This is a genomic window from Streptomyces sp. 3330 (genome assembly GCF_031456635.1).
GTDB lineage: Bacteria > Actinomycetota > Actinomycetes > Streptomycetales > Streptomycetaceae > Streptomyces.
This window is the reverse complement of the sequence record NZ_JAVDVA010000015.1, coordinates 63,120-78,817: the sequence shown is the minus strand read 5'-3', so window position 1 is coordinate 78,817 and position 15,698 is coordinate 63,120. Positions and strand designations below refer to the sequence as shown.

Genomic DNA, 15,698 nt, shown 5'->3' with positions numbered 1-15,698 from the left:
GCGCCCCAAGCAAGCTGAGGCAAAGCTAAGTCTGGACTGATTCCACTTTTCGACAACAAGGAAGATACGCCGGGAGATTCCCGCCCGCCAGGAAGGAAAGGCTCCGCTAACCTGCGGCTTTACCTTCGAATGCTCATACGATCACTGGTCTGCACAGATGTCGACCGGGTGACATGGAGGCCTCCGAGGCTGAGGTCAACCGCCGATGGTGGGACACATCCGCAGAGTGCTCCGCGCCCCGTGCGGAGCCCCTTGAGGAGAGGCCGCGTATGGCATCGATCGCCTGCATCCCCTCGGTCCCGGCGCCGGGGGACGCCGCCGCACTCCGCGAACGGGCCCGCGGCGCCCTGCTCGGCCTGGCCGTGGGAGACGCCCTGGGAGCCCCCGCGGAGAACATGAAGCCCTCCGAGATCCGCGCCCGCTGGGGCCGCATCACGGGATTCGTCGCCGACCGGCCGGCGGGCACCGACGACACCGAGTACGCGATCTTCTCGGGCCTGCTGCTGGCCCGCCACGGCTCGGCGCTCACCCCGGCCCATGTCGAGGCGGCCTGGCACCAGTGGATCGCCGACCGCGACGAGGGCCCGTTCCGCGGCGCCGGCTTCAGCGAGCGCGGCACCCTGGAGAACCTCCGCCGAGGCCTGGCGGCGCCGATCTCGGCGCAGCACCGGCACGCCTGGAGCGACGGCCTGGCGATGCGCGCGGCCCCGTTCGGCGTCTTCGCCGCGGGCCGCCCCGCGGAGGCGGCCCGGCTGGTCGCCATCGACGGCGCGGTGAGCCACGACGGCGAGGGCATCTACGGCGGCCAGGCGGTCGCGGCCGGAGTGGCGGCGGCGATGGCCGGGGCCCCGGCCATCGCCGTGGTCGCCTCCGCCCTGGCCGTGGTCCCCGAGGACTCCTGGACGGCGCGTTCGCTGCGCCGGGCGGTGGCGGTGGCCCACCGGGGCGAACGGGCGGTCCGCTCCGCCGTCGTCATCGGCGGCTACCCGTGGACCGACCTCGCCCCCGAGGCCGTCGCGCTCGCCTTCGGCGCCTACGCGGCCGCCGACGGCGACTTCCGCGAAGCCGTCCTGACGGCGGTGAACATGGGCCGCGACGCGGACACCACGGCCGCGGTGGCGGGCGCCCTGGCGGGTGCGACGCAGGGCGTGTCGGCGATCCCGGCGGAGTGGGCGGCGGCGATCGGCCCGGCCCGGGGCAGCTGCCTGCCGTCCATGGCGGGCCACCACGTGCTGGACGTCGCCGAGTTGCTGGTGCCGGGCGAGGGCGGCAAGTGGGGCGAGGGGACGGTCGTGGAGGAACTGGTGCCGAATCTGATGGGCCTCGTCCGGTTCCCCCTGCCCGACCCGAGCGCCTTCACCCTGGCGGCGAACGACGGCGCGGAGGTGGGCTCATGACACCGCCCGCACCGTGGGACGAGGGGGCGACGGGGTCGGAGTCCGCCGGCGCCCCGACGAGCTCCACGCCGGTCCGCGACGCCGCCGCGGGGACCGCGCCGAAGCCGCACGCACCCGCGACCGCCGACGGCGGACACGCCCCCCAGGGGCCGCCCCCACCCGCCCACGCAAGCCGCAGGACCGGCGCGAGCGGTACAAGCCGCACGGCCGCCGGGAGCGGCGAGAGCCGCACGGGCGGCAGCGGGAAGGCCTCGGGTGCGGGCGGGAACGGGGAGGCGGCAGGCGCGACCGAGGCCGCGGGGACGGTCCGCCCGCGGGACGCGCGCCGCATCGAGGGCCTCCTGCTCGGCCTCGCCGCGGGCGACGCCGCCGGCTGGCCCGCGGCCCGCCACCGAGCCGCCCGTATGCCGGAGTGGACCCGCCGCCTGACCCGCGAACTCGACACCTTCGCCGAACACAACGCGACGACCACCCTCCCCGTCCCCATCGCCCTCAACCAGCCCCCCGAACCCCTCCGGCTGGGCCCCTCGGACGACGCCGAGTGGGCGGCCTTCGCCGCCGAGGCGGTCCTGCGGGCCGGGGACGACGCCGCCCTCGGCGACCTCAGCCGGGAACGCCGGATGCGCGCCGCCATCGACCTCACCTGGAACGCCGTCGCCTGCGAGGTCGCGGCGGCCGCCGACCGCGCGCCCGAGATCGAGTCCGCCGTCCTCCCCCTGCGCGCCCGGATCTCGGTCCGCGCCGGTCTCGGCAACCTCGCCGCCGGCCTGCGGCCGCCCGCCACCGGGCACGACAACCCCCACTACTTCGACGACGCGGCCTGCGTGCGCGCCTGCGTCCTGGCCGTGGCGCACCCCGGCGACCCCCGACTCGCCGCCGAACTCGCCGAGTTCGACGCCCGCTACACACAGGACGGCGACGGCGTGCACGGCGCGCGCGCGATGGCGGCGGCCCTCGCACTGGCCCTCGTCGGCGCGGACCCCGACGCCTGTGTGACGGCGGCGCTCGCCGAACTCCCCGGCCACACCGAGATCGGCCGCAACGCCCGGCACGCCCTGGAACTGGCCCGGCGCGCCGACAGCGCGTTCACGCTCGTCCCGCTCCTGGAGCACCAGATCGTCGACCACGTCTACAGCTACGGCATCGCGGCGGCGGAGACGGTCCCGGTGGCCCTGGCCCTGGTGACGGCGTCCCGCGGCCGTATCGGCGAAGCGGTGCCCGCGGCGGCCTGTCTCTCCCGGGTCGCGGATTCGGCCCCGGCCCTGGCGGGCGCGCTGACCGGCGCGTTGGGCGGCGGCACCGCGATCCCCGTCACCTGGCGGGACAGCTGCCGCGTCCTGTCCGGCTGCGTCCTGCCCCGGCTCACCGGCACCGACCTGGTGGAACTCGCCGAACTCCTGGAAGCCGCGCAACCGGCCCCTCCAGGAGGATGATTCGGGGCATGACGCCCAAAGCACAAGAAAGCAACGGCGGAACCCTGGAAGACCGCATCACCGCCGCCCTGGTCGGCGCGGCCGTCGGCGACGCGCTCGGCGGCCCCGTCGAGGGCTACTCCCCCGAACAGATCCTCGAGCGCCACGGCGGCCGGATCCACGGGGTCGTCGGTCCATGGAACGGCGACGACTGGCGCACCGCCCGCCCCATCGCCCCGTACCACAAGGGCGACGGTCACGTCACCGACGACACCTTGATGACGCACGCGCTGATCAGGGTCTACGCCACGGTCCGCGATCACCTGGACGCCTACGCGATCGCCGACCACCTGGTTCCGGACCTGCTGACGACACCCCGCTGGATCCCGGAGCTGGAGGCGGAGGCGCTTCCCCTCCAGCGGATCTTCCTCGCGGAGAAATGGCTGGTGGCAAGGCTGCACTACGGGCATGTCGACCCTCGTGAGGCAGGCGTCGGCAACATCGTCAACTGCGGTGCGGCGATGTACATGGCGCCGGTGGGCCTGGTCAACGCGGCCAACCCGGCGGGCGCGTACGCCGAGGCGCTCGACATCGCCGGCGCCCACCAGTCGTCGTACGGCCGCGAGGCGGCGGGAGTCTTCGCGGCGGCGGTGGCCGCCGCGTGCGCGCCGGGCGCGACGGCGGACTCCGTCGTCACGGCCTGTCTGGCCCTGGCCCAGGACGGGACCCGCACGGCGATCGAGAAGGTCTGCGAAGCGGCGGCCCGGCACACCGACTTCGAGTCGGCGCTGGTGCCGCTCCGGGAGGCGGTGGCGCCCTACGACACCGTCGGCCCCGACTACCGCCGCCCCTCGCTGGCCGCCCGCCGCCCGTCCCGCCTGCACGCGATCGAGGAACTCCCGGTCGCCCTGGGCATGTTGGTCGTCGCCGACGGCGACTACCGGCAGGCGGTCCTGGGCGCGGTCAACTACGGCCGCGACTGCGATTCGATCGCGACGATGGCGGGAGCGGTGGCCGGCGCCCTCGGCTCGCCGGTCCCCGAGACGTGGTCGAAGCAGGTCGCCGAGGCCAGCCGCCTCGACCTCTGGCAGCCCGCGGCGACGCTCACCGAGGTCACCCGGGAGATCTTCGACCGCGACGTCCACCACCGGCGCGCCCACGAGCGGGCCTTCTCCGCGATCGGAGGCCCGCGATGCTCCGACTGACCTGGGTCCAGCCCGAGGACCTCCTCGGCCACGAACTGCGCCAGGCGGCCCAGGACGGGCGGGAGCCGTGGGCGATCGCCGCGCGCTGGAAGGCGGCCGGCGGCTGCGAGGCGCCGGCCCGCGCGGGCGCCTCCCCGCAGCCCGCCTCGCGCTATCTGCGCCTCCTCGCCGAGGACCTCCTCGACGAACTGGCGGACCTGCCCAGCCGCTCGGCGGAGCACGAGCCGACCGGCCTCGACAGGATCAAGGCCCTGTGCCCGCAGTGGCCGGCCCGCCCGGCCGACGCGCGGGCTCCTGCCCCGGCCGCCCTGGAAGCGGCCTGGCTGGGCCGGGCCGTCGGCTGCCTGCTGGGCAAACCGGTGGAGAAGCTCCCCCTGGACGCCGTCCGCGCGCTCGCCCGGTCCACCGGCAACTGGCCCCTAGCCCGCTACTTCACCGCCCGCGGAGTCCCCGAGGCGCTCCTCGAGACGCACCCCTGGAACCGCCGCTCGGCGGCCACCTCCCTCGCCGAGAACATCGACGGCATGCCCGAGGACGACGACCTCAACTACCCGCTCCTCAACCTGCTGCTGCTCCGCCGCCACGGCCGGGACTTCAGCACCGCGGACGTGGCCCGGCTCTGGCTGGACGAACTCCCCGCGGGCCGCACCTTCACCGCCGAACGCCTCGCCCTGCGCAACCTCCTCTCCGGCATCGAACCCCCGCTCACCGCCCGCCACCGCAACCCCTTCCGCGAGTGGATCGGCGCCCTCATCCGCGCCGACGTCCACGGCTGGACCAACCCCGGGGACCCGGCCGCGGCGGCCGAGCAGGCCCACCGCGACGCCACCCTCACGCACACCGCCAACGGCGTCTACGCGGCGATGTTCACGGCCGCCGCCATCGCCGCCGCCGCGACCGGGGCCCATGACGTCCACGCCTGTCTGCGCACCGGCCTGACCGTCGTCCCGCCCCGCTCCCGCCTCGCGCAGGCCGTCACCCACGCCGTCCGGCTCGCCGGGGAACACCCCGACTTCGACACCGTGGTGGACGAACTCCACGCCGCCCACCAGGCCCACCACTGGGTCCACGCCATCCCCAACACCGCCCTGATCGCCGCCGCCCTCACCCACGCCGACGGCGACTTCACCGGCTCCGTCGGCCGGGCCGTGTCCGGCGCCCTGGACACCGACTCGGCCGGCGCGACGGCCGGCGGGATCGCCGCCCTGCTCACCGGCGACCCGGCCGCCCTGCCCGAGCACTGGACGGCCCCCCTCAAGAACCGCCTGGCCACCTCCGTCGCCGACCTCAACGGCGTCGGCTTCGACACCCTGGCCCACCTCACCTGGTCCCTCATCCCCCGGGAGGCTTCCCCGTCATGACCGACATCGTCGTGCTCGGCAGCACGAACATGGACCTCGTCGCCTATGTCGAGAAACCCCCGCAGCGCGGGGAGACCGTGACGGGCCGGGAGTTCCGCACGATCCCCGGCGGCAAGGGCGCCAACCAGGCGGTCGCCGCCGCCCACGCGGGCGGCACCGTCTCGATGATCGGCGCCGTCGGCAACGACGCCTTCGGCACCCGGCTGCGCTCCACCCTGGAGCACTCCGGCGTGAACACCGACCACCTGCGCACCGTCGAGAGCCCCTCCGGCACCGCGCACATCGTCGTGGACGCCGAGGGCGGCAACGCGATCGTCGTCGTCCCCGGCGCGAACGGCACCGTCGACCACCTCGTCCCCGGCGACGAGGTCCTCATCGCCTCCGCCGACGCGCTCCTGCTCCAGCTGGAGGTCCCCCTCGCCGCGGTCGTCGCGGGCGCCCGCGCGGCCCGCGCCCACGGCGTCCGGACGATCCTCACCCCCTCCCCCGCCCAGCCGCTCCCGTCCGAACTCCTGTCGGTCACCGACCTGCTGGTCCCCAACGAGCACGAGGCGGCCACGCTCACCGGCCGCACCGACCCGCGCGAGGCCGCCGCCGCCCTGCTGGACAGCGTGCCGGAGGTGGTCATCACGCTCGGCTCGTCCGGAAGCCTGTACGCCGCCCGGGGAGCGCGGCCGCTGACCGTGCCCGCCCCGCGCGTCACCCCCGTCGACTCGACCGGCGCGGGCGACACCTTCGTCGGGTCCCTCGCGGTCGCGCTCGGCGAGGGACGGCCCGTGCAGGAGGCGCTGGCCTGGGCGTCCGCGGCGGCGGCCCTGTCGGTCCAGCGCCCGGGCGCCTCCGCCTCGATGCCCTACCGCTCCGAGATCGAGACGCAGTACGCGTCATGACCGGGAAGACGACCCCCCTGCACGGTGTCCGCGTCCTCGACCTGGCCACCCTCTTCGCCGGCCCCCTCGCCGCCACCATGCTCGGCGACTTCGGCGCGGAGGTCATCAAGGTCGAGCACCCCACGCAGCCGGACCCGTCCCGGGGCCACGGGCCGTCCAAGGACGGCGTGGGCCTCTGGTGGAAGCTCCTCGGCCGCAACAAGCGCACCATGACGCTGAACCTCTCCCGCCCCGGCGGCCGCGCCACGCTGCTGCGCCTCGCCGCCACCGCCGACGTGATCGTCGAGAACTTCCGGCCCGGCACCCTGGAGAAGTGGGACCTCGGCTGGGACGCGCTGTCGGCGGCCAATCCCCGCCTGGTCCTGGCCCGGGTCACCGCCTTCGGCCAGTTCGGCCCCTACGCGCACCGCCCCGGCTTCGGCACCCTCGCCGAGGCGATGAGCGGTTTCGCGGCGATCACCGGCGAGCCGGACGCGTCCCCGACCCTGCCGCCCTTCGGCCTGGCCGACTCGATCGCGGGTCTGGCCACCGCCTACGCCGTGATGACGGCCCTCGCCGCCCGCGACCGCACCGGCGAGGGACAGGTCGTCGACATGGCGATCATCGAGCCGATCCTCACCGTCCTCGGCCCCCAGCCGCTCTGGTACGACCAGCTGGGATACGTCCAGGCCCGCACCGGCAACCGGTCCGCCAACAACGCCCCGCGCAACACCTACCGCACGGCCGACGGCACCTGGGTCGCCGTCTCGACGTCGGCCCAGTCGATCGCGGAACGCGTGATGCGCCTGGTCGGCCGCCCCGACCTGATCGACGAGCCCTGGTTCGCGTCCGGCGCCGACCGGGCGGCCCACGCCGACCTGCTCGACGAGGCGGTCGGCAGCTGGATCGCGGCCCGCAGCCGCACCGACGTCCTCGCGGCCTTCGAGAAGGCGGAGGCCGCGATCGCCCCGATCCAGGACGTACGCGACGTGATGGCCGATCCCCAGTACCAGGCCCTCGACACGATCACCGCGGTCGAGGACCCGGAGCTGGGCCGGATCCGCATGCAGAACGTCCTCTTCCGGCTCTCCTCGACCCCCGGCGCGATCCGCTGGACCGGCCGCCCGCACGGCGCCGACACGGAGGAGATCCTGGCCGAGCTGGGCCTGACCACGGCCGAGCTGACGTCCCTCCGCGAGGCGGGCGCCGTATGACGAAGACCCCTCTGACCTGGCTCTACGTGCCCGGCGACCGTCCCGAGACCGTCACCAAGGCCCTCGGCTGCGGCGCCGACGTCGTCATCGTCGACCTCGAGGACGCGGTCGCACCGGACCGCAAGGAGTACGCCCGCACGGCCACCGCCGAGCGGCTCAGCGAGCCCCAGCGGGTCCCGGTCCACGTCCGGATGAACGCCCTGGACAGCCCCTTCGCCGCGGCGGACCTCCGCACGATGGCCGGCCTCCCCGGGGTCTGCGGCCTGCGCCTGCCGAAGGTGACGTCCCCGCACCAGATCACCCGCGTCGCCGCGGCCGTGCCGCCCGCGGTCCGTGGAGCCACCCCCCTCCACGCCCTCCTGGAATCGGCGCTCGGCATCGAACACGCCTACGCCATCGCCTGCGCCCACCCTTCGCTGCGCGGCATCGCCCTCGGCGAGGCGGACCTGCGGGCCGACCTGGGCGTCCGCGACGACGCGGGCCTCGACTGGTCCCGCGCCCGGGTCGTGGTCGCCGCCCGGGCCGCGGGTCTGGCGCCCCCGCCCCAGTCGGTGCACCCCGACATCCGCGACCTGGAGGGCCTGGCCACCAGCTGCGCCCGCGGCCGCACCCTCGGCTTTCTGGGCCGCGCCGCCATCCACCCCCGCCAGCTCCCGATCATCGAACAGGCTTACCTGCCCACCCAGCACGAACTGGAGGAGGCCGAGACGATCGTGAAGGCGGCGGCCACCGAGCGGGGGGCCCAGGCCCTCCCCGACGGCCGGTTCGTCGACGCGGCCGTGGTGGCGACGGCACAGCGCACCCTGTCCCTGGCCGCCCGCGTGGACTGAACCTCCCCCGTCGCGCACAGACGACGAGGGCGCCCGGCAGACCCCGGGCGCCCTCGTCGTCGTACGAACGACCGGCCGTCAGCTCTTCTTGCCGGCCGACTCGGCTCCGTCCTCGACCTCGGCCGCGTCCCCTGCCTCGGCCTTCACCGCGGGCGTCACGGACTCAGCTTTCACACCGGCCTCGGCACCGGCAGGCGCCTCGGCGTCGGCGGAGGCCTTGGCGGTGGCGGGGGCCTTGGCGGTGGAGACCTTGCCGGTGGGGACCTCGGCACCGGCAGGCGCCTCGGCGTCGGCGGAGGCCTTGGCAGCCGTCTCGCCCTTGACGTCGGCGTCGGTCCCGGCCTTCGCGTCGCCTTCGCCCTTCGCGCCGGGCTTCGCCTCGCTCTTCGCACCGGCGCCGGACTCGGTCTCGTCCTCGGCCCGGTCCTTGCCCCGGGCCGCGTCCTTCGACGCCTTTTCCGACGACGCCTCTTCCGACGCGTCCTCGCCGTCCGCTTCCGTCCCGCCGCCGGAGGCACCCGCGCCCGGCTCGACCACCGCTTCGCGTCCCGGCCGCTTCTTCGCCGAGATCACGATGTAGGTCACCGCGAGCAGGAACACGACCAGCGCGGTCCAGTTGTTCAGCCGCAGGCCCAGGATGTGGTGGGCGTCGTCGACCCGCATGTACTCGATCCACGCGCGGCCCACGCAGTACGCGGCGACGTACAGGGCGAAGGCCCGCCCGTGACCGAGCTTGAACCGGCGGTCGGCCCAGATGACGAGCAGGGCGACGCCGACGCACCACAGCGACTCGTACAGGAACGTCGGGTGGTAGTAGCCGGGCACCCGGCCGTCCGCCGAGGACGTGATGTGCAGCGCCCAGGGGAGGTCGGTCTGCTTGCCGTACAGCTCCTGGTTGAACCAGTTGCCCCAGCGGCCGATCGCCTGGGCGAGGGCGATGCCGGGCGCGATGGCGTCGGCGTACGCGGGCAGCGGGATGCCCCGGCGGCGGCAGCCGATCCACGCGCCCACCGCGCCGAGCGCGATCGCGCCCCAGATACCGAGGCCGCCCTCCCAGACCTTGAAGGCGTCCACCCAGTCGCGGCCCTCGCTGAAGTACAGCTCGTAGTCCGTGATCACGTGGTAGAGCCGGCCGCCGACCAGGCCGAAGGGCACCGCCCAGACGGCGATGTCGGCCACCGTGCCGGCCTGTCCGCCGCGGGCGACCCAGCGCCTGTTGCCGAGCCAGACCGCGACGAAGACGCCGATGATGATGCAGAACGCGTAGCCGCGCAGCGGAACGGGGCCGAGATACAGCACCCCGTGCGACGGGCTGGGAATGTAGGCAAGTTCCATGGCAGGGTCGACGCTACCGTGCCGGACCGGGCCGACGACGGGCAGCCCGGCTACGGCTCCATAACGGGCGGGTGTGCGGAGGGCTCACCCCTGGTCACCCTTGGTCGGCTTCCTCCACCATCTGCTTCAGCTTGGCCGGCGTCATCGACTGGTCGGCGTAGATGTTCTTGCCGTTGAACAGCACGGTCGGCGTGCCGCCGAAGTGGCCGTTCTGGAACGCCTGGTTGGACTTGGCGACCCAGCTGTTGTGCGTGCCGTCCTCGACACAGGTGCGGAACGCGGGCGTGTCGAGACCGTCGACCTTGGCCGCGAGCTCGATGAGCTTGGCGTTGTCGGCGAAGGCGTCGTCCGTCTCCTCCGGCTGGTTCTCGTACAGCACGTCGTGGTACGCGGGGAACTTCCCGGCGTCCTGCGCGCACGCCGCCGCGTTGGCCGCGTTGCGGGAGCCGCTGCCGCCCATGTTGCCGTCGATGAGGGTGGCCAGGTGGTAGTCGACCCGGAGCTTCCCGGCGTTCGTCAGCTCGTGGATCGTGGGGCGGTACGCCGTCTCGAAGGCCTTGCAGGCCGGGCAGCGGAAGTCCTCCCACACCGTGAGCGTGGACTTGGCGCCGTCCTTGCCGACGGGGATCGCGAGCGCGTCCTCGCCCTGCGCCCCCGAGGGGGCCACGACCGGGCCCGCCTTGTCGCTGCTGTCGTCCTTCCCGGAGTTGGCCGCGACGACCCCGATCACCGCCGCCAGGCCCAGGACGCAGACGACGCTCGACGCGACGATCAGCGTCCGCCGCCGGCGCTCCGCGGCCTTCTGTTTCTCTCGCTCGTCCGCCAGCCGCTCCCTGGCGGTGCGCTTTCCCGCACGATTCTTCTCGCTCACACCCCCAGAACGAACCGGGGAGGCGCATTGCGCCTCCCCGACCCCAGGTCCACCCGTTCGAGTGACCGGCGCGATGTCCCGCTCTGTCGCGCCGGTCCCCGGTCACACCTGTCGGCGCACGCCCTTCGCCAGCTCGGCCGCGAGCGCGCGGACCGCCTCGACCCCGGCCGCGTCGTCCGGCGCGTCCAGCATCCGCTTGACGAAGGCCGAGCCGACGATCACGCCGTCGGCGAAGCCGGCCACCTCGGCGGCCTGCGTGGCGTCGGAGACACCCAGGCCGACGCAGACGGGCAGGCCGGTGCCGGTGGCCCGGGTGCGCTCGACCAGGTCGTGGGCCTGCGCGCCCACCGACTCACGGGTGCCGGTGACCCCCATCAGCGAGGCGGCGTAGACGAAGCCGCTGCCCGCCTCGGTGATCTCCGCGAGCCGCGCGTCCTTGCTGCTCGGCGCCACGACGAAGACGGTCGCGAGGCCGTGCTTGTGGGCGTGCTCCCTCCAGAGCGCCGACTCCTGGACCGGCAGGTCGGGCAGGATGCAGCCCGCGCCGCCCGCCTCGGCCAGCTCGGCGGTGAAGCGCTCGACGCCGTAGCGGTCGATCGGGTTCCAGTACGTCATGACGAGGATCGGCTTCCCGGTGGCCTCGAAGGCCTCCCGGACCGTCCGCATCACGTCCGCGATCCGCACTCCGCCGCGCAGGGCGATGTCGTCGGCGGTCTGGATGACCGGGCCGTCGAGGACAGGGTCGCTGTGCGGCAGGCCCACCTCGACGATGTCCGCGCCGCCGTCGATGACGGCCTTGATCGCCTCGATGCCGCCGTCCACGGTCGGGAACCCGGCCGGGAGGTAGGCGATGAGCGCGGCGCGGTCCTCGGCCCTGGCCTCGGCGAGGGTGTCCGACAGCAGCCCGCTGTTCCCACCGGTGAATTCGGACCCGCTCACTTGGCGTCCCCCTCGATCTCGGCGGTGTCGGCCGCGTTGGCGGCGACCTCGGCGTCGGTGTCGTACAGGCCGAAGTATCGGGCGGCGGTGTCCATGTCCTTGTCGCCGCGGCCGGACAGGTTGACGACGATCAGCCCGTCCTTGCCCAGTTCCTTGCCGACCTCCATGGCCCCGGCCAGCGCGTGCGCGCTCTCGATCGCCGGGATGATGCCCTCGGTGCGCGACAGCAGACGCAGCGCCTGCATGGCGGCGTCGTCGGTGACCGCGCGGTACTCGCCGCGGCCGCTGTCCTTGAGGTAGGAGTGCTCGGGGCCGATGCCCGGGTAGTCCAGGCCCGCCGAGATGGAATAGGGCTCGGTGATCTGGCCCTCGTCGTCCTGGAGGACGTACGAGCGCGAGCCGTGCAGGATGCCGGGCTCGCCCGCGGTGAGGGTCGCCGCGTGCTCGCCGGTGTCGACGCCGTGACCGGCCGGCTCACAGCCGATCAGCCGGACACCGGCGTCCGGGATGAAGGCGTGGAAGAGGCCGATGGCGTTGGAACCGCCGCCGACGCAGGCGACCGCCGCGTCGGGGAGGCGGCCGGCCCGCTCCAGGATCTGGCGGCGGGCCTCGACGCCGATGACGCGGTGGAAGTCGCGCACCATCGCCGGGAAGGGGTGCGGTCCGGCGACCGTGCCGAACAGGTAGTGGGTGCGGTCGACGTTGGCGACCCAGTCGCGGAAGGCCTCGTTGATGGCGTCCTTCAGCGTGCGGCTGCCGGACTTCACGGCCACGACCTCGGCGCCCAGCATGCGCATGCGCGCCACGTTGAGCGCCTGGCGCTGGGTGTCGATCTCGCCCATGTAGATGGTGCACTCGAGGCCGAAGAGGGCGCAGGCGGTGGCCGTCGCCACGCCGTGCTGGCCGGCGCCGGTCTCGGCGATCACGCGCGTCTTGCCCATGCGCCGGGTGAGCAGTGCCTGCCCGAGCACGTTGTTGATCTTGTGGGAGCCGGTGTGGTTGAGGTCCTCGCGCTTGAGGAACACCCGGGCGCCGCCGGCGTGTTCGGCGAACCTCGGCACCTCGGTGAGGGAGCTGGGCCGGCCGGTGTAGTGGACGAGCAGGTCGTCGAGCTCGCGGGCGAACTCGGGGTCGTGCTTGGCCTTGTCGTACTCGACGGCGACCTCGTCCACGGCGGCGACGAGGGCCTCCGGGATGAACTTGCCGCCGAACGCGCCGAAGTAGCCCTCGGCGCTGGGGACCTGACCCTCGGGGTCGGGAATGAAGAACTCGCTGGGCATGCGGAAACCTCACGGTGAGTGTGTGTCGGACACGGTCGCCGTGGGGGCGGGGAGGGGATGGTCAGCCGGTTGCGTGACCGTCGTGGCCGGTCACGCCCGCGCGGCGGCAGCCGCACATCCGAAAGAGCCCCGCGCCCCTGACGGGGCGCTGCCATCGCATGCCGTTGACCTGGCCGGGCTCGTCCCCGATGACGTAACGCACACGCCTGCCGTGCACCCGGCGGGCGGGCGCGCGGCAGCCACGGGGGCGGCAGCCGCGCGCGAGGCGGGCGTACCGGTCCATGGCCGTCGTCGTGGGTGTCATCGGGCCCGATCCTACCGGGGGATCAGCCGCGGCCGTGCCGCAGAGCGGGGTGTTCGCCCGCCGCCACCAGGTCGGCCACCGCGGTCTTCGGGTCGCGGCCGGTGACGAGGGACTCGCCGACCAGGACCGCGTCGGCGCCGGCGTTGGCGTACGCGATGAGGTCGTGCGGGCCCCGGACGCCGGACTCGGCGACGCTGACGACATGGGCCGGGATCTCGGGGGCGACGCGCTCGAAGGTGCCCCGGTCGACCTCGAGGGTCTTCAGGTTGCGCGCGTTGACGCCGATCACCTTGGCGCCCGCGTCGACCGCGCGCTCCACCTCGTCCTCGTCGTGGACCTCGACGAGGGGGGTGAGGCCGATGGAGACGGCACGCTCGATCAGCGACTCGAGGGCGGGCTGCTCGAGGGCGGCCACGATCAGCAGCGCGAGGTCGGCGCCGTACGCGCGGGCCTCCCACAGCTGGTACGAGGTGACGATGAAGTCCTTGCGCAGCACGGGGATGTCGACCCGCGCGCGGACCGCCTCGAGGTCGGCGAGGGAGCCGCCGAAGCGGCGCTGTTCGGTGAGGACGGAGATGACGGCCGCGCCGCCCGCCTCGTAGTCCGCGGCCAGGCCGGCCGGGTCGGCGATCGCGGCCAGCGCGCCCTTGGACGGGCTGGAGCGCTTGACCTCGCAGATCACCTTGACGCCGTCGCCCCGGAGCGCGGCCACCCCGTCCTTGGCCGCGGGGGCCTTCGCCGCGCGCTCCTTGAGCTCGTCGAGGCTGACGCGCGCCTGCCGCTCCGCGAGGTCGGCACGGACTCCGTCGATGATCTCGTCGAGCACACTCACGCGAGCGGCCCCCTTCCAGCGGTTGAGAGACGGGTGACGTTCCAGCGACCAGTAGAAAAGAGGTGGTCACTGCGATGGTATCCGGAGGAGGGCGAAGGCCTCACATCCGGTTGACGGCGGTCCCTCCCCCGCCCTCGACCAAGCTTCGCATGCTCGGGCGGGAGGTGCCCCCGTACTGGACGTTCGCCAGTTGATCAAGGATGCAGCCAGCCACCGAACGGCAGGTTCCGGACAACCGTGAAGACCAGCAGGAACGCGCCGAGCGTCCACAGCCGTGCCGGGGTGGGTTCCACGCGCGCGGGGCGGCCGCGCACCGCGCGGACCACCCAGACGGTCCACAGCACCGCGAAGCCGAGGTAGCCGACGACCGCGAGCGCGTTGTCGTGCAGCGCGGCGGCGAAGTCCCCGTGCGCGAAGGCGTGCGCGCTGCGCAGTCCGCCGCAGCCCGGGCAGTACAGGCCCGTGAGGCTCAGCAGGGGGCAGACCGGGTAGTGGCCGGGTTCGTTGGGGTCGACGGCCGCGACGTACGCGAAGGCGCCGGCGACCGCGGCGAGGATCCCGGCGGGCACCGCCAGTCGTCCGAGCACGGTCGGCGGGGGTGTCCCGGGCGTCCGGGGTGTCACTCGCTGGCTGTCGGCGTTCACGCCTCGCATTGTGCCCCGCCGGGGCGTCCCGCGCGCGTGAGGGGCGGCCGGTGAGCACCGGCCGCCCCTCACGAGGTCCCGCGGACGTCCTGCCGACGTCGTACGGCGGCTCAGGCCTCCGCGGCCGCCGGCTCGCGGGTGGCCGTGACCTGGGGCGCCGGGTGGGCGTCCTTCGGCATGCCGAGGCCCATCGCGCGCATGACGCCGCCGACGACACCACCGAGGGCCACGATCACCATGCCGGCCCAGAAGCCGAGCGGCTCGGCCATCACCATGAACGCGCCCGCGACGGCGAACCCGATGAAGGCGATGGTGACACCGGTCCAGGCGGCCGGGGTGTGTCCGTGGCTGCTGCCCGCCATGACTTGCTCCTCATTGCTGTCTCTGTGTCCGTCCGAGCCGGACGCTCGTCGTCCATTGTCCCGTAACTCGCGCGCGTCGTGGACGCCGGGGTGGCCTCCGCTCGCGTCTGATGCACCACATTCGGGACCCGCGCGAGCGGACGCCGGCCGGACGCCGCGCGCGGTCGGGTTCAGGCGGGGTCCGCGCCTGTCGGGTCCTCGCCCCGGTCCAGGGCCTTCCAGATGTCCTCGGGCCGGTCCGGGTCGACGGGCTTGGCCGCGCGCCGGGGGCGCGGCGTCCCGTCGCGCTCGTAGCGGCCGGACATCGCGGGCCACAGGCGGCCGTAGCGCAGGGCGAGCAGGCCGGCCAGCAGGATCAGGGCGCCGCCCGCGGCCGCGGCGTAGGGCCAGGCGGTGTGGCTGAAGGAGGCGACGGTCGCCGAGGTGTCGCCGGAGGCCCGGGCGGCCTGCTCGTCGAGCGCGGAGCCGTCGGAGGCGCCGAGCAGGGCGGCGGCCATGATGCCGGCACCGGACAGCGCGAGCAGCCCGGAGACCGCGAAGCGGCCCGCTCGGCGGACGGCGAAGACGGCGACGAGCGCGGCGAGGGCGGCTATGGCGAGCGCCGCGGGCACGCCCGTGACGTCACTGCCCCTGGCGGTCAGCGGGAAGGCGCCGCCGGCCACCGTGGCCTCGCCCTCCGACCAGCGCTGCCGGGTGGAGAGCAGGGTCACGACCGAGCCCAGCGCGCCGAACAGCAGGGCGAGCGCGAGGCTTCGGCGGCCGGACCCGGCGGGGGCGGCGGATTCGGATCGGGGGTGCGGAACAGCAGTCACGTACTCCACTATCGCCTGAACCCCGGGCGAA

The 15,698-nt window shown here is 74.2% G+C and carries 15 protein-coding genes and 1 pseudogene; 7 read left to right on the top strand and 9 right to left on the bottom strand.

What is annotated here, in order from left to right; translation table 11 throughout:
- The first annotated feature begins 269 nt into the window (after window positions 1-269).
- Genes J2X68_RS24390 through J2X68_RS24360 form a run of 7 tightly spaced genes read left to right on the top strand, consistent with a single transcriptional unit; the run spans window position 270 to window position 8,288 of the window.
- Window positions 270-1,397: an ADP-ribosylglycohydrolase family protein gene (locus tag J2X68_RS24390; protein ID WP_310434698.1), complete on the top strand. Its 1,128-nt coding sequence runs from the start codon at window positions 270-272 to the stop codon at window positions 1,395-1,397.
- A complete protein-coding gene (locus J2X68_RS24385; protein ID WP_310434697.1) occupies window positions 1,394-2,830 on the top strand; it encodes an ADP-ribosylglycohydrolase family protein in 1,437 nt (478 codons plus the stop codon). Before J2X68_RS24390 ends, J2X68_RS24385 begins: the two co-directional genes overlap by 4 nt.
- 8 nt (window positions 2,831-2,838) lie before the next feature.
- Window positions 2,839-4,014 (top strand): ADP-ribosylglycohydrolase family protein, encoded by a 1,176-nt coding sequence (locus tag J2X68_RS24380; RefSeq protein WP_310434696.1) that lies wholly within the window; start codon window positions 2,839-2,841, stop codon window positions 4,012-4,014.
- On the top strand, window positions 4,002-5,375 hold the full coding sequence (locus tag J2X68_RS24375; RefSeq protein ID WP_310434695.1) for an ADP-ribosylglycohydrolase family protein: 1,374 nt from the start codon (window positions 4,002-4,004) through the stop codon (window positions 5,373-5,375). The genes J2X68_RS24380 and J2X68_RS24375 overlap by 13 nt, the downstream gene beginning before the upstream one ends.
- Entirely contained in the window at window positions 5,372-6,265 is an 894-nt protein-coding gene (rbsK, locus tag J2X68_RS24370) for a ribokinase (RefSeq protein ID WP_310434694.1), read from the top strand. Before J2X68_RS24375 ends, rbsK begins: the two co-directional genes overlap by 4 nt.
- Entirely contained in the window at window positions 6,262-7,458 is a 1,197-nt protein-coding gene (locus tag J2X68_RS24365) for a CoA transferase (protein ID WP_310434693.1), read from the top strand. Before rbsK ends, J2X68_RS24365 begins: the two co-directional genes overlap by 4 nt.
- Window positions 7,455-8,288: a CoA ester lyase gene (locus tag J2X68_RS24360; RefSeq protein ID WP_310434692.1), complete on the top strand. Its 834-nt coding sequence runs from the start codon at window positions 7,455-7,457 to the stop codon at window positions 8,286-8,288. Before J2X68_RS24365 ends, J2X68_RS24360 begins: the two co-directional genes overlap by 4 nt.
- 512 nt (window positions 8,289-8,800) lie before the next feature.
- On the opposite strand, the pseudogene lgt reads toward J2X68_RS24360, so the two are convergent.
- From lgt to J2X68_RS24315, 9 genes and pseudogenes are all read right to left on the bottom strand, one after another.
- A pseudogene (gene lgt, locus J2X68_RS24355) lies at window positions 8,801-9,623 on the bottom strand (prolipoprotein diacylglyceryl transferase); the annotation flags it as partial.
- Between the two features lie 94 nt (window positions 9,624-9,717).
- Window positions 9,718-10,494: a thioredoxin domain-containing protein gene (locus J2X68_RS24350; RefSeq protein WP_310434690.1), complete on the bottom strand. Its 777-nt coding sequence runs from the start codon at window positions 10,492-10,494 to the stop codon at window positions 9,718-9,720.
- A 102-nt stretch (window positions 10,495-10,596) separates the two neighbouring features.
- On the bottom strand, window positions 10,597-11,433 hold the full coding sequence (gene trpA, locus J2X68_RS24345; RefSeq protein WP_310434689.1) for a tryptophan synthase subunit alpha: 837 nt from the start codon (window positions 11,431-11,433) through the stop codon (window positions 10,597-10,599).
- Window positions 11,430-12,713, bottom strand: coding sequence for a tryptophan synthase subunit beta (trpB, locus tag J2X68_RS24340; RefSeq protein WP_310434688.1), 1,284 nt, complete (start codon window positions 12,711-12,713; stop codon window positions 11,430-11,432). Before trpB ends, trpA begins: the two co-directional genes overlap by 4 nt.
- Window positions 12,714-12,774: 61 nt before the next feature.
- On the bottom strand, window positions 12,775-13,017 hold the full coding sequence (trpM, locus tag J2X68_RS24335) for a tryptophan biosynthesis modulator TrpM (protein WP_310434687.1): 243 nt from the start codon (window positions 13,015-13,017) through the stop codon (window positions 12,775-12,777).
- Window positions 13,018-13,039: 22 nt separating this feature from the next.
- The gene (gene trpC, locus J2X68_RS24330; RefSeq protein ID WP_028806852.1) at window positions 13,040-13,849 is read right to left on the bottom strand and encodes an indole-3-glycerol phosphate synthase TrpC; all 810 of its coding nucleotides are present in this window, start codon (window positions 13,847-13,849) and stop codon (window positions 13,040-13,042) included.
- 194 nt (window positions 13,850-14,043) lie between these two features.
- Window positions 14,044-14,502, bottom strand: a complete 459-nt coding sequence (locus tag J2X68_RS24325; RefSeq protein WP_310434686.1) for a DUF2752 domain-containing protein — start codon at window positions 14,500-14,502, stop codon at window positions 14,044-14,046.
- A gap of 101 nt (window positions 14,503-14,603) precedes the next feature.
- A complete protein-coding gene (locus J2X68_RS24320; protein ID WP_310434685.1) occupies window positions 14,604-14,855 on the bottom strand; it encodes an HGxxPAAW family protein in 252 nt (83 codons plus the stop codon).
- A gap of 170 nt (window positions 14,856-15,025) precedes the next feature.
- Entirely contained in the window at window positions 15,026-15,676 is a 651-nt protein-coding gene (locus tag J2X68_RS24315) for a TIGR02234 family membrane protein (protein ID WP_310434684.1), read from the bottom strand.
- Window positions 15,677-15,698 lie beyond the last annotated feature (22 nt).

Coding starts and splice junctions, on each gene's coding strand:
- J2X68_RS24385 (WP_310434697.1), top strand. CDS start 1,394: ATGACACCGCCCGCACCGTGGGACGAGGGGGCGACGGGGTCGGAGTCC.
- J2X68_RS24365 (WP_310434693.1), top strand. CDS start 6,262: ATGACCGGGAAGACGACCCCCCTGCACGGTGTCCGCGTCCTCGACCTG.
- J2X68_RS24380 (WP_310434696.1), top strand. CDS start 2,839: ATGACGCCCAAAGCACAAGAAAGCAACGGCGGAACCCTGGAAGACCGC.
- trpM (WP_310434687.1), bottom strand. CDS start 13,017: ATGACACCCACGACGACGGCCATGGACCGGTACGCCCGCCTCGCGCGC.
- J2X68_RS24325 (WP_310434686.1), bottom strand. CDS start 14,502: ATGCGAGGCGTGAACGCCGACAGCCAGCGAGTGACACCCCGGACGCCC.
- rbsK (WP_310434694.1), top strand. CDS start 5,372: ATGACCGACATCGTCGTGCTCGGCAGCACGAACATGGACCTCGTCGCC.
- trpB (WP_310434688.1), bottom strand. CDS start 12,713: ATGCCCAGCGAGTTCTTCATTCCCGACCCCGAGGGTCAGGTCCCCAGC.
- J2X68_RS24360 (WP_310434692.1), top strand. CDS start 7,455: ATGACGAAGACCCCTCTGACCTGGCTCTACGTGCCCGGCGACCGTCCC.
- J2X68_RS24320 (WP_310434685.1), bottom strand. CDS start 14,855: ATGGCGGGCAGCAGCCACGGACACACCCCGGCCGCCTGGACCGGTGTC.
- J2X68_RS24390 (WP_310434698.1), top strand. CDS start 270: ATGGCATCGATCGCCTGCATCCCCTCGGTCCCGGCGCCGGGGGACGCC.
- J2X68_RS24375 (WP_310434695.1), top strand. CDS start 4,002: ATGCTCCGACTGACCTGGGTCCAGCCCGAGGACCTCCTCGGCCACGAA.